The following is a 12,351-nucleotide window of genomic DNA, read 5'->3' on the forward strand; positions in this document are numbered from 1 at the left end:
GCTCAGTTGATCGAAACGATTTCGAAATCGAACACCAGGTCCTGTCCGGCCAGCGGATGGTTTGCATCCAGCATCACAGTGGCCTCGTCTGCTTCGACCACGGTAACAGGCACGGCCTGCCCCTGCGGCGTCTGCATCTGCAACTGAGTACCGGGCTCCAGCGGGATATCGTCAGGAATACCCTCGCGCGGAATTTCTTGTCGCATCCCGGGATTGATCGGGCCATAGGCATCAACGCAGGCAATCTCGACACGCTTTTTCTCACCGATTTCCATACCGGGTAGCGCGGCATCCAGACCGGGGATGATCTGTCCCGAGCCGACCACGAACTCCAGCGGGTCGCGTCCTTCGGAACTGTCGAACACTTTACCGTCCAGCAACGTTCCTGTGTAGTGGATGCGAACGGTGTCGCCTTGTTTGATAGCGGTCATGGTGGCCTCCGGCCTCAAGGGGAATGAACCGCGCAGCCTAGGGTTTCAAACTGTATTGTAAACCCTATGCCCTTTAACCCACGCGGTGGTTATGCTTACCTGCGCCCGATCAGGGGAGGAGCAGATGGCAATCACCACTTGTGTATTCGACGCCTATGGTACGTTGTTCGACGTGGCGGCTGCCGCGCGTCAGGCTGCGGCTGAGCCCGGCTTTGAGGCCTTGCTGAACAAATGGCCCGAGTTGGCCAACCACTGGCGCCTGAAACAGCTGCAATATACCTGGTTACGTGCCGTCACTGACGCCCATGCCGATTTCTGGGACGTCACGCAAGACGGCCTGGATTGGGCGTTGGAGGCAACCGGCCTTCAAGGTGACGCCGCCCTGCGTCAGAGGTTGCTGGACCTGTATTGGCAGCTACAGGCGTATCCCGAAGTACCTGCGATGCTGGCTGCTCTCCAGGCCGGAGGGAAGCAGACCGCCATCCTCTCCAATGGCTCCCCGCCGATGCTGGATGGTGCGGTGCAATCCGCCGGGATCGGCAGCGTGCTTGACGATGTATTGTCGGTCGAAAGTGTCGGTATCTTCAAACCGCACGCGCGGGTCTACGATCTGGTTCAACAGAGGTTTGGTTGCGCCCGTGATGAAGTCCTGTTCGTCAGCTCGAACGGATGGGACGCAGCCGGGGCCAGCGGGTATGGATTTGTCACCGCGTGGGTGAATCGGGCGAAAGAGCCGATGGATCGCCTGCCCTGGACGCCCGCCCATGTGCTTTCGGATCTGACAACAATTCCTGAACTGGCTGGGCTGTAATGGCATTTTTCACCACGACCGACGGAAAGCGCATTCACTATGAGGACGCGGGTACCGGGTTACCGGTTTTGTGTCTGGCCGGTTTGACCCGAACAGGTCGCGACTTTGGTTATTTGGCGCCGCATATGTCTGACATGCGGATGATCACGATGGATTATCGCGGGCGTGGTCAGTCTGACTTTGATCCGGATTTCATGAATTACAACATCTTCCGCGAATCCCATGATGCTATCGAATTGCTCGATCACCTGAGCCTGAACAAAGTCAGCGTTCTGGGAACATCCCGCGGCGGCCTGATCGCTATGGCGCTAGCCGCCAGCCACCCTGAACGGTTGGCGCGGGTCATTCTCAATGATGTCGGACCGGTGATCGAACCCTCAGGAATCGCCCAGATCATGGACTACGTCGGCAAGCAACCGACCGCAAAGTCTTATGACGAAGCCGCGCAGGCACTAAAACTGTCGATGGAAACGCGCTTTCCCGGTGTTCCGTTGGAAAGATGGCGCCAGCAGGCCGAAGTGCAATATTCCGTGACCGAAGCGGGGCTTGCGCTGCGATATGACCCGGCCCTGCGTACCGCCTTGATCGAGCAGTCCGCAACAGGCGCTGTCCCAGATCTGTGGTTGTTTTTCGAAGCATTGCGCGACATTCCGACCGGTGTGATCCGGGGCGTAAACTCAGACGTTCTGGGGGCGGAGACACTGACGGAAATGCATAACCGGCATCCTGGCCTGATCTCGGCCGAGGTGCCGGATCGCGGCCATGTTCCATTTCTGGACGAGCCTGAGTCACTTGATCTGATACGCAAGGTATTGAGCAAACCATGAGTACGTTGGAAATGATTGAGGCCGCTGCCTTGCGGCTGCAAGGGCACGTGCGCGAAACGCCGATTCTGACATCGCCCTTTCTGGACGAAATCGCAGGCCGCCGGGTTCTGGTAAAACCGGAATGCCTGCAACACACCGGCAGCTTCAAGTTTCGCGGCGCGTGGTCAGCCATTTCGGCGCTGGATGAGACTGCCCGCAAACGCGGGGTCATCGCCTATTCGTCGGGCAACCATGCCCAAGGCGTTGCCTATGCCGCCTCGTTGCATGGTGTGTCGTCGGTCATTGTCATGCCCTCGGACGCGCCACAGTTGAAAATCGAAAACACCCGCGCATTGGGGGCCGAAGTGGTGCTGTATGACCGCGCCAACGAAAGCCGGGAAGAGATCGGCGAAGCCTTGGCGGATCAGCGGGGTCTGACCCTGATCCGCCCGTATGACGAACCGCAGGTCATTGCCGGGCAAGGCACCGCAGGGCTTGAACTGGCACGGCAGGTGCAAGAGTTGGGTGTGACAGAGGCGGATGTTCTGATTTGTTGCGGGGGCGGCGGTTTGACCTCGGGCATTGCACTGGCATTGGAAGGTCACGCCCCGGGTTTACGTCCTCGTCCATGTGAGCCGGAAGGGTTCGATGACGTCAAACGCTCGCTGGCTGCCGGACGCATTCAAAACAACAATGCCGCGTCAGGAAACATTTGCGACGCGATTTTGACGCCACACCCGGGTGAAATCACGTTTCCCATCCTGAAACGTCTTTGCGGGCCAGGATTTTCCGTGTCTGAACAAGAGGCTCTGCGAGCCATGGCGCTGGCCTTTCTGCGGCTGAAGATCGTGTTGGAACCAGGCGGCGCTGTTTCTCTGGCGTCGGCCCTGTTCCGCAAGAACGACATCGAAGGCGACGCTGTGATCGTCGTGGCCTCGGGCGGCAACGTGGACCCGCGGATTTTTGCGCAAGCGTTGGAATTCCTGACCTGACAATCAGATGCAACAGGTGCAAACTTCGGCAACAGAAATTCGCTCAGCAAGCTGAGCTCACGGGGACCATAACCATGCAATTCGCCGACCTCGGAGACGTGGGTCTACACTATCGAATCGACGGCGAGGAAGATGGCGCGCCTCTGGTGTTTGCCAACTCGCTGGGAACCGACTTGCGCCTGTGGGATCCGGTGTTGCCGTTTTTGCCCAAAGGTCTGCGCATCATTCGCTTTGACAAACGCGGACACGGATTGTCGTCTCAACCTCCTGGCCCATACTCCATGGGAAGCCTGGTCCGGGACACCGAAAGGCTGCTGGATCATCTTCAGGTCAAGGACTGCGTTTTTGTCGGCCTGTCCATCGGCGGCATGATCGCGCAGGGCTTGGCCGTTAAGCGCCTGGATCAGATCCGTGCATTGGTGTTGTCCAACACGGCGGCCAAGATCGGCACGCCCGCGATCTGGGACGAACGTATTGCGGCAGCACGCGCGGGCGGTGTCGAAGCTTTGGCGGATGCCACCATGGAGCGCTGGTTTTCGAAGTCCTTCCAAGCAAGCGCCCGGATGACCCTCTGGCGCAATATGATGGTCCGGCAACCACTGGAAGGGTTTTTAGGCTGCTGCGCCGCGGTATCGGGCACCGATTTCTACACGCCCACCAGCGGATTGCGCCTGCCGACGCTGGGAATTGCCGGCAGCGAAGACGGCTCGACCCCTCCTGATCTGGTGCGTGAAACGGTTGATCTGATCCCGGGCTCTCGGTTTGAACTGATCCGAAAAGCCGGACATCTGCCCTGTGTCGAGCGACCCACAGAATACGCGGCCTTGCTCACAGAATTTCTGACTGAGATTGGGCACATTTGAGGAAGAAAAGTCATGGCGGATTTCTTGTTGGTCCACGGCTCGTGCCACGGTGCGTGGTGCTGGCGCGATCTGGCTCCTGAACTAAGGGCGCTGGGCCACACTGCCCGTGCCATCGACTTGCCAAGCCACGGTTCCGATCCAACGCCGATTGCCGACGTCACACTGGACCTGTGCCGCGACACTGTTCTGGCCGCCTCGACACCGGACACGATCATATATGGCCATTCCTGGGGCGGTTATCCGATCAGCGCTGCGGCCGAAGCAGATCCGGGCGCCATGCGCGGGTTGATCTACCAAAGCGCCTATGTGCCCCAATCCGGGCTGTCCATGGTCGAGATGCGCAAACGCGCGCCCCGTCAACTGATAGTCGACGCGGTCGAGAAATCTGCAGACGGACTGTCCTACAGTGTGCTCCCCGACCGGGTTCAGAGCCTGTTTTATCACGATTGCCCTTCGGAGGTCGTGACCTATGCCCTGGCTCGCATGTGCCCACAGGCAATCCGGCCGCAGAACACGCCTTTGGTTACCGGTGACAACTTTGACAAGGTGCCAAAAGCCTACATCCGCTCTACTGACGACAGAACAGTTCCAACGGAATATCAGGCGCAGATGAGCCAATGCGCCGACCCGGATCAGCGATTGACCATAGACAGTTCACATTCGCCCTTTTTCTCTCATCCCGGGCAATTGGCTGAACTGATCGACCGGGTTGCAAGACGGATGTGACGGTGCGTTTGACCAACAGTACATCTCTTTTCACGGCGCATTACCGGGGCTAGGGTCCGGCTACGAACCAGCTTTGGATTCCCATGCGCCTGCCATTTCTATTCGTTCTTGGAACCGTGATGATCGACGCGATGGGCATCGGTCTGGTCCTGCCCATCATGCCGCAACTGATCGTGGATGTGCAGGGCGGCACGCTGGCCAGCGCGGCCATATGGGGTGGTGTTCTCAGTACAGCCTTTGCCACCATGCAATTTCTGTTCGGACCGGTTCTTGGCAACCTCTCGGATGCCTACGGGCGCAGAACGGTATTGCTTGTGTCGCTGTTTGTCATGGCTCTGGACTATGTGGTGATGGCCATTGCAGGAAGCATCTGGTTGTTGCTGGCCGGCCGCATTGTCGGAGGCATAACTGCCGCCACGCACTCCACGGCGGCGGCATTCATGGCCGATGTCTCGAAACCTCACGAAAAGGCCGCGAATTTCGGTCTGTTGGGCGCGGCTTTCGGGCTTGGGTTTGTTCTGGGGCCTTTGATGGGCGGGTTATTGGGTGAATTTGGAACGCGTGCACCCTTTTGGGCCGCCGCGGGCCTCTCGGCCTTCGGGTTTCTGGTCGGTTTGCTGGTGATGCCGGAAACTGTCACGGACAAGAACAGACGACCCTTTCGTTGGAGACGGGCGAATCCGGCCGGAGCGCTGAAGGCTGTTGCTGCCCTGCCAGGCATTAGACCGCTTCTGTGGGTCTATTTCCTGTATTCCGTTTCGATTTACGTCTACCCGGCGATCTGGTCCTATTTCACGCTCGAACGTTTTGGGTGGTCTCCGCAGATGATCGGGCTGTCCTTGGCCGTTTATGGGCTCGGCATGGCTGCGGTTCAAGGCGGGTTGATCCGGCCGGCGACGCGGCATCTGGGGGAAAGGGTGACGATCATCTGGGGCATGGGGTTCGAGATCGTCAGTTTTGTCCTTTTGGCCTTTCTTACAAACGGCTTCATTGCCCTGATGCTGATACCCGTGACTGCCCTGGGCGCAGTTGTTACGCCAGCACTGCAGGCGATGATGTCCAAGGCAACTCCGGATTCGCAACAAGGCGAGTTGCAGGGCGTGCTGGCTGCGCTGCACGCATTGTCGATGATAGTCTCACCGCTGATGATGACCTACGTCTTTGCAAAATTTGCCGAACCGGGTGCTTTGATCTACTTGCCGGGCGCGCCATTCCTGCTGGCGCTTGTCCTGATGCTTATTGGACTCATGCTGTTCCTGCGCCCCGCGCGGGCTGTAGCGTAAAACGACATGGTCGTGACGGAAACCGTCTTGCAGGTCGCTGCGCGAAAGGTCACCGTGGCCAGAACTGGAAACGGGGACAGATATGCAATCCATCAAAGCAGCCGTTTGCCGCGCGTTCGGCAAACCCTTGGTCATCGAAGAAATCCAGATCGCCCCGCCCGGCTTGGGTGAGGTCGAAGTTACTCTGGATGCGGTGGCAATCTGCCACTCGGACATTACTTATGCCAGCGGTGCCTGGGGCGGGTTTCTGCCCGCCGTCTATGGGCACGAGGCCGCAGGAGTCATCACAGCGCTGGGTGACAATGCCGGTGATTTCAGGATCGGCGATTCCGTTGTCGTCACACTGATCCGGGCGTGTGGGTCCTGCCCCTCCTGCGCGGGCGGTAAACCCACCATTTGCGAAACGCCCCATGACACAGTCAAAGGTCCGTTGCGCACGGCAGACGGTGGACCACTGGAGCAGGCAATGGCTTGCGGTGCCTTTGCAGAAAAGGTCGTGGTCAGTCATCGTCAGATCGTAAAGATACCCGAGACCATGCCCAAGGACGTGGCGAGCCTTCTGTCTTGTGGGGTCATCACCGGTGTCGGCGCGGCCGTAAACGCCGCCGGGTTGCGCGCGGGTCAGGATGTGGTTGTGATCGGCGCTGGAGGCGTTGGGCTGAACGCCATTCAAGGCGCGCGCATTGCCGGTGCGCGCCGCATCGTAGCGGTGGACATGACCGAAGAGAAACTTGAAATCGCCCGCGAATTTGGCGCCACGGATGGTGTGCTGGCCAGCCGCAAAGAACCATGGAAAGCTGCCTACAAAGCCATGGGAGGCCGAGGCGCGGACGCGGTTCTGATCACCGTGGGGGCAATTCCAGCCTATGATCAGGCACCACGTTATCTGGGTCGGGGCGGCAAAGCGATTATGATCGGAATGCCGCATTCGGGTGATCAGTCCACCTATGAGCCCGTTATTCTGGCCGCATTGGGGCAAGGTCTGATCGGCTCAAAAATGGGTGACGTGGTCATCCAGCGCGATATCCCGTGGATGATTGACCTCTACGAACAAGGACGGTTGAAACTGGACGAGTTGATCTCGGGCCGCTGGACCCTGTCGCAGATCAACGAAGCGATTGAGGACACCAAGACCGGTTCAGCCAAACGCAACGTGATCATGTTCGACTAGGGCCAAGTCGCGGCGAAAGGACATCAGATGAAACTGCAGGATCTTGATATCATCGTCACCGCCCCACCCGCGCCGGGCTGGGGTGGGCGCTATTGGATATTGGTCAAAGTGACAACCGACACCGGGATCACGGGTTGGGGCGAATGCTATGCTTCGTCTGTTGGTCCGGAAGCCATGCGCCATGTGATCCGCGATGTCTTTGACCGGCATATGGCCGGCGAAAACCCCGAAAACATTGAACTGATGTTCCGCCGCGCCTATTCGAGCGGCTTTACCCAACGCCCGGACCTGACGGTGATGGGCGCGTTTTCGGGGCTGGAGATTGCGTGCTGGGACATACTGGGAAAGGATCGCGACAGGCCGGTCTACGCACTGCTCGGCGGGCTGGTGAATGATCGCATCCGCGCCTACACATATCTTTATCCCCTTCCCCGGCATAATCTGACCGACTTCTGGACATCACCGGACCAGGCCGCCGAATGCGCGGTCGAAATGGTCAGACAAGGGTTTACGGCAGTGAAATTCGATCCGGCCGGGCCCTACACGATCCGGGGTGGGCATATGCCTGCGATGTCCGATATCTCGATGTCGGTCGCGTTCTGCAAAGCAATCCGCGAGGCGGTTGGCGACAGGGCCGACCTGCTGTTCGGCACTCATGGCCAGTTCAACACTGCCGGCGCAATTCGTCTGGGTCAGGCGTTGGAGCCCTACTCTCCGCTGTGGTTCGAAGAACCCACACCTCCGGACATGATCGAGGATATGGCCCGCGTCGCGCGCAATGTCCGCATACCGGTGGCGACCGGAGAGCGCATGACAACCAAAGCCGAGTTCGGGGCCGTTCTTCGCGCGGGGGCTGCGGAAATCCTGCAGCCTGCCTTGGGTCGCGCGGGTGGCATCTGGGAAATGAAGAAGGTTGCAGCCATCGCCGAAGTGTTCAACGCCCAGATGGCGCCGCATCTTTATGCCGGTCCTGTAGAATGGGCCGCCAATGTCCATCTTGCGGCCTCGATTCCGAACCTGTTGTTGCTGGAAACCATCGAAACCCCGTTCCATGCCCAACTGATCAAAGGATCAATCAATGTGCAGGACGGCTTTGTGCCTGCACCCTCGGCGCCGGGTTTGGGCATTGAAATCGATGAAGATCTGGCCCGCGCGCACCCGTATGCCGGCGACGGGTTGCACCTTCAGATGCAGGAAGATCCTTGCGATTACGTCAACGGTAACGCTTTTCAAGGCGGGGCTCCGGCGCGGGAGGGGTGACAAAGCTCAAGGAAATACGGCATATTGCATCAACCACTCATTGCAATCCGGTTCTTGCGTGACTGTTCAAAACACCACTTCGTCTCATCTTCCGCCGAAGAACCCGGCCGATATGGAAGAAAGCGCGGCTTTGGCGGCGGCCTTCCTCAAAGCCCTTGCCCATCAGGGCCGCCTTATGATTCTGTGCCATCTGAGCATGGGTGAACGCTCTGTCGGCGAGTTGGAGGCCTTGTTGGACATGCGACAGGCGGCAGTCAGCCAGATGCTGGCACGCCTGCGGGAAGAGGGGTTGGTGAAGAACCGCCGCGAAGGCAAGACCATCTACTATGCCCTGCACGACGGGAAGACTGCCCAGGTTATCGAACTGCTGTACGACCTGTTCTGCAAACCGACCGACTGACGTCGGTTAGTTGGAGACATACCCGGCGATCACCTGCATCAACTTGAAGGCCGTCGCCGCATCGTTTTCCACAACGGCCAGGAATTCCTCTTCCCCGACGCGCAGACAAGACAGCTCGGTCTCGGCGATCATGCTCAGCGCGCGGGGTTCTTTTCTGATCAAGCCCAACTCGCCAACCAGTGCACCGGCACCTACCTTGGTGATCAGTTGATCCGGCCCATCGGGTTGCGGCAGATACAGCCCTGCCTCACCTTGAAGGATTACATAAGCCCCATCGGTGGGCTGATCGTCTTTAAGAAAGACAATCTCTCCCGGTTTTGCCGCAAACCACTGCGCTCCAAAAGCCAACAGGCGCAATTGGCGCCTGTCCAACCCCGAGAACAACGGGGTCTGTTCGAGCGCGCGCAACTTGCGCGCCAGATCGGCTGAAGAGGCACCGTCTTCTTCCACGTCTGCGGGTCCTTCGTCCGAAACAACCCGGCCCTGGCGAATTTCGACAAACATGTCAAACGCCTGCGGGTTCTGAAACTGGTCATTCAAGTATATGACAGTCGTCTCTGGCAACAAAGCCCGCAGGTTCTTGTATACCGCCACCTGTGTTTCCATGTCATAGCTGGCCAACGCATTTTCCAGGATCAGGACATCGGGTTTTTTGATGGTGGCCCGGGTAAAGGCCAAAGGTTCAGCAAATACCGCAGGCAGGTTCTGGCCGCCCAGCGCCACGGGAACATCGTAGATCAATTCGACCACCAATGGCCGGGCGCCGTTTTCCGTCAGCACATCGACAATCGTTTTGCGAACCTCGTCCGAGCGCGCACCACCGATCTGGCTGACTTTGCCGAACAGGGCATTTTCCATAACCGTCAGCCCTGGCGCAAATTCGTTCATGTCCAAAGGGACAAACACATCATGCAACCGCTCCATCAGCTTTTCGGAGTGACTGGCCCGCAGCTCGAGAATTCGATTCTTCAATCCGTCCGTGAACGCGGGTCCGATCTGTTCGGCCGAGATGACAAAGGGGACGGCCAACAGGCTGGCCAACTGTTCATCATCCAGTCCCGACGCTCCCTCTTTCCTTGTGTGTTCCACAAGTTCAACCGCGGCTTCATAGGTCTGCACCTCCAGCCCCAGCTTGCGGAACAGCGGGTGATCGGTTCCGTCCAGCCCAAAGATCTGGCGCAACATGTCGATCACATCGCGGGTCAGTCCGATCAGGGTTTCGTCCAGTCCCAACTCGCGCAACTGACCCAGGAAAACTGTTTGCCGGGCCAGCAACTCCTGAGTGACCGGAACGCGCGGCGTGGCAAACAGCAGGTTTTCGACGACGGGCAATGCGGGATTGTAGGTGTCGCGGTCGAAAACCAGCGCCTGTTGCTCCAACCCGGCGTTCTGCACGGCCTGTTTCACGAGCGGGCGAAGCTCGACCAGTTTTCGAGCCAATTCCGGATGCTCGTCTGCATCAAATGCCTGTTCCGCACCGCGCAGGAACAGCGCGGTTCCGGACCCCATTCCGTCGATCAGTTGCAACCACCAGTCGCGCAGGTTTTCAGGACCCTCAAACCCGGCCAACGACGGATCCAGCCATTCGGCCCTGAAGGGATCGTCGCTGTTGCCGGCGCGCAAAGTCTCCGCGAAATCGGCGTCGTCAAGAATTTTGGACAGGGGCCTGATGCGCATCGGCATCATCACGTTATCGCCCAACGAACCCTGAAACATGACCGGCCGGGACGAAGCATAGCCAATGCGCGCGGCCACGACCGCCTGATGCAGCTCCGACAGGTTCTGGCCCCCTATTTCCACTCGCCCGGAGCTGGGCAGGATTTCACGGGTCAGCAAGTCGGCCAGTGCGCGCCGATCCTCTTCACTTGGGGCTGAGATACCTACGGTCTTACCGGCAGGAAAAGTCAGTTCCAGATCGTCTAGTACGTGGTTGCCATCCATATCGCGAACCGAAACATGATCCAGAACGATGTCACCAGTCAGTCGAGGACGCGTTTCCGGATCACCTTCAAACAGCTTTTCGTCGACCATGCCGGATGGCGCGAAGCGTTCAACCACAACTTCCCAGCGCAGCGACATGTCCTGCGTCTGGTTGTAATAGGTCAGCAGTTCTTTCCAAGGAGAGCTCAGATCCTTGTAGGCCGCCAACGCCGCAACCAATGCGCCCAGCGAGACCGAGCCCTGCAGAACCAGTAGACCACCAACAAGATAGAACATGAAGGGCGTAAGTTGCGAAATGAAGTTGTTGATAAACTTCATAAAGAACTTTTTCTGGTAGATCTCGAACCGGATGCCGAACAACCGCCCCAACTGATCTGAAATCATGGCCCGACGATAGCGCCACCCACCGTTGGCGCGCAGGGTCGAGGCACCGGCCGCATTCTCGCCGATCTGAGCGGCCAGAACGCGCACTTCCTGAATACGTTTCTTGTTCAGCAGATTGATCTGACGTTGCAGGCGCGGGATCAGCCAGGCTTGCAATGGTATCAATGCTACAGCCGCAAGACCGAACCAGAAGCTTTGCAAAAACAGGAACGACAGGATCGTGATCATCTGCCCGGCTTGCAGGACAGGTTGGCTGATCGCATCGCCCATCAAACCACCCATCGGCTCGCTCTCGGCCGTGATCATCGATACCATCTCGCCCTGGCTGACCCGCTCGAAATACGGTTGCGGAAAGCGAAGGGCGCGGCTGATCAACTGATAGCGAAACCGACGCAACATCCGTTCGCTCAGCACGCCTTTCATCGTGTTGATACGCATTTTCATCAGGCCATGGGCCAGTACCGCGATTAGAAAGGCAAAGCACAGGATCATCAGGAACGTTGTCTGTTCCAGACTGAACCCCCAGACATTCACGACGGGACTTGCGGCACCAATAGCATCGTTGATGATACGCTTGGGTAATTCCAACGTCAGGTAGAGCAGCGGAAACAGCGTGGAAGTCACGGCCAGCAGGATCAGCTGATCGCGTTTTGAGTATTTCCAGATAAACCGAAAAATCGTGCTTTCTATGGAACCTGCCCCTGCTTCTGTTCCGTCGCTTAAATCACTGATTTCGACGCGAATACAACGGTCCGAATTTACCGCAATCGTATCCAACGACGCAAATGAATTCCCGATTTACGCCAAATTTCCCTTGTGTGAACAAGTTCATTTGCGTGCAGCAGTTTTAACCCCTAGTCTTTGGTTCAGGACGATATCGGGAGGGTCCATTTGCCTGTTACAATAGGCACCGTGTTCCTGTTGCTCTGCCTGCTGCAGATCAAACACATGTTTGCCGACTACTATCTACAGACGCCCAAGATGCTTTCCGGGCGAGGCACATATCTCCATATGGGCCGGGCTCAGCATGCCGCGGTGCATGTCGTGGGGTCTGTCATTATTTTTGCTCTTTTTCGCGCGCCGGTTGAGTTTATTCTGATCATTGCGGCGCTTGAATGGATTGTTCATTTCCACATCGACTTTGCCAAAGCCAGCTATTCCGACAAGAAACAGCTACAGCCCAATCAGGCTGCTTTCTGGCGCGCGGCAGGGTTGGATCAGTGTTTGCACAATCTCACTTATATTGCCATGGCGTGGGCCTGGGCGACGTTTGCGGCTTGACG

At 58.1% G+C, this 12,351-nt stretch carries 12 protein-coding genes; 10 read left to right on the forward strand and 2 right to left on the reverse strand.

Translation table 11 applies throughout. The features are described 5' to 3' along the window. Window positions 1-2: 2 nt before the first annotated feature. Entirely contained in the window at window positions 3-431 is a 429-nt protein-coding gene (locus tag AC2TEL_RS07550) for an FKBP-type peptidyl-prolyl cis-trans isomerase (protein WP_480840899.1), read from the reverse strand. 124 nt (window positions 432-555) lie between these two features. On the opposite strand from AC2TEL_RS07550, the gene AC2TEL_RS07555 reads away from it, so the two are divergent. The 9 genes from AC2TEL_RS07555 (at window position 556) to AC2TEL_RS07595 (ending at window position 8,743) form a co-directional block, all read left to right on the forward strand. Continuing rightward, the gene (locus AC2TEL_RS07555) at window positions 556-1,242 is read left to right on the forward strand and encodes a haloacid dehalogenase type II (RefSeq protein WP_480902981.1); all 687 of its coding nucleotides are present in this window, start codon (window positions 556-558) and stop codon (window positions 1,240-1,242) included. After that, window positions 1,242-2,069: an alpha/beta fold hydrolase gene (locus tag AC2TEL_RS07560; RefSeq protein WP_480902983.1), complete on the forward strand. Its 828-nt coding sequence runs from the start codon at window positions 1,242-1,244 to the stop codon at window positions 2,067-2,069. Before AC2TEL_RS07555 ends, AC2TEL_RS07560 begins: the two co-directional genes overlap by 1 nt. Next, window positions 2,066-3,040, forward strand: a complete 975-nt coding sequence (locus AC2TEL_RS07565) for a threonine ammonia-lyase (RefSeq protein WP_480902984.1) — start codon at window positions 2,066-2,068, stop codon at window positions 3,038-3,040. Before AC2TEL_RS07560 ends, AC2TEL_RS07565 begins: the two co-directional genes overlap by 4 nt. A 74-nt stretch (window positions 3,041-3,114) precedes the next feature. Next, entirely contained in the window at window positions 3,115-3,903 is a 789-nt protein-coding gene (gene pcaD, locus AC2TEL_RS07570; RefSeq protein WP_480840907.1) for a 3-oxoadipate enol-lactonase, read from the forward strand. A 12-nt stretch (window positions 3,904-3,915) separates the two neighbouring features. After that, entirely contained in the window at window positions 3,916-4,629 is a 714-nt protein-coding gene (locus AC2TEL_RS07575; protein ID WP_480840909.1) for an alpha/beta fold hydrolase, read from the forward strand. Between the two features lie 83 nt (window positions 4,630-4,712). Beyond that, a complete protein-coding gene (locus AC2TEL_RS07580; RefSeq protein ID WP_480902986.1) occupies window positions 4,713-5,912 on the forward strand; it encodes a TCR/Tet family MFS transporter in 1,200 nt (399 codons plus the stop codon). 82 nt (window positions 5,913-5,994) lie between these two features. Then, window positions 5,995-7,083 carry a Zn-dependent alcohol dehydrogenase gene (locus tag AC2TEL_RS07585; RefSeq protein ID WP_480902987.1) on the forward strand — a complete coding sequence of 363 codons (1,089 nt, stop codon included), beginning with the start codon at window positions 5,995-5,997 and terminating at the stop codon, window positions 7,081-7,083. Between the two features lie 27 nt (window positions 7,084-7,110). Then, the gene (locus AC2TEL_RS07590; protein ID WP_480902988.1) at window positions 7,111-8,343 is read left to right on the forward strand and encodes a mandelate racemase/muconate lactonizing enzyme family protein; all 1,233 of its coding nucleotides are present in this window, start codon (window positions 7,111-7,113) and stop codon (window positions 8,341-8,343) included. 112 nt (window positions 8,344-8,455) lie between these two features. Beyond that, window positions 8,456-8,743 carry an ArsR/SmtB family transcription factor gene (locus AC2TEL_RS07595; protein WP_480841437.1) on the forward strand — a complete coding sequence of 96 codons (288 nt, stop codon included), beginning with the start codon at window positions 8,456-8,458 and terminating at the stop codon, window positions 8,741-8,743. A gap of 6 nt (window positions 8,744-8,749) precedes the next feature. On the opposite strand, the gene AC2TEL_RS07600 is transcribed toward AC2TEL_RS07595, so the two are convergent. Then, window positions 8,750-11,746 (reverse strand): ABC transporter transmembrane domain-containing protein, encoded by a 2,997-nt coding sequence (locus AC2TEL_RS07600; protein ID WP_480903096.1) that lies wholly within the window; start codon window positions 11,744-11,746, stop codon window positions 8,750-8,752. 213 nt (window positions 11,747-11,959) lie between these two features. On the opposite strand from AC2TEL_RS07600, the gene AC2TEL_RS07605 reads away from it, so the two are divergent. Beyond that, the gene (locus AC2TEL_RS07605; protein WP_480840917.1) at window positions 11,960-12,349 is read left to right on the forward strand and encodes a DUF3307 domain-containing protein; all 390 of its coding nucleotides are present in this window, start codon (window positions 11,960-11,962) and stop codon (window positions 12,347-12,349) included. The last annotated feature ends 2 nt before the right edge of the window (window positions 12,350-12,351 follow it).

This window comes from Ruegeria sp. HKCCD9138, assembly GCF_057220975.1.

Coding starts and splice junctions, on each gene's coding strand:
- AC2TEL_RS07560 (WP_480902983.1), top strand. CDS start 1,242: ATGGCATTTTTCACCACGACCGACGGAAAGCGCATTCACTATGAGGAC.
- AC2TEL_RS07590 (WP_480902988.1), top strand. CDS start 7,111: ATGAAACTGCAGGATCTTGATATCATCGTCACCGCCCCACCCGCGCCG.
- pcaD (WP_480840907.1), top strand. CDS start 3,115: ATGCAATTCGCCGACCTCGGAGACGTGGGTCTACACTATCGAATCGAC.
- AC2TEL_RS07595 (WP_480841437.1), top strand. CDS start 8,456: ATGGAAGAAAGCGCGGCTTTGGCGGCGGCCTTCCTCAAAGCCCTTGCC.
- AC2TEL_RS07580 (WP_480902986.1), top strand. CDS start 4,713: ATGCGCCTGCCATTTCTATTCGTTCTTGGAACCGTGATGATCGACGCG.
- AC2TEL_RS07565 (WP_480902984.1), top strand. CDS start 2,066: ATGAGTACGTTGGAAATGATTGAGGCCGCTGCCTTGCGGCTGCAAGGG.
- AC2TEL_RS07550 (WP_480840899.1), bottom strand. CDS start 431: ATGACCGCTATCAAACAAGGCGACACCGTTCGCATCCACTACACAGGA.
- AC2TEL_RS07575 (WP_480840909.1), top strand. CDS start 3,916: ATGGCGGATTTCTTGTTGGTCCACGGCTCGTGCCACGGTGCGTGGTGC.
- AC2TEL_RS07585 (WP_480902987.1), top strand. CDS start 5,995: ATGCAATCCATCAAAGCAGCCGTTTGCCGCGCGTTCGGCAAACCCTTG.
- AC2TEL_RS07555 (WP_480902981.1), top strand. CDS start 556: ATGGCAATCACCACTTGTGTATTCGACGCCTATGGTACGTTGTTCGAC.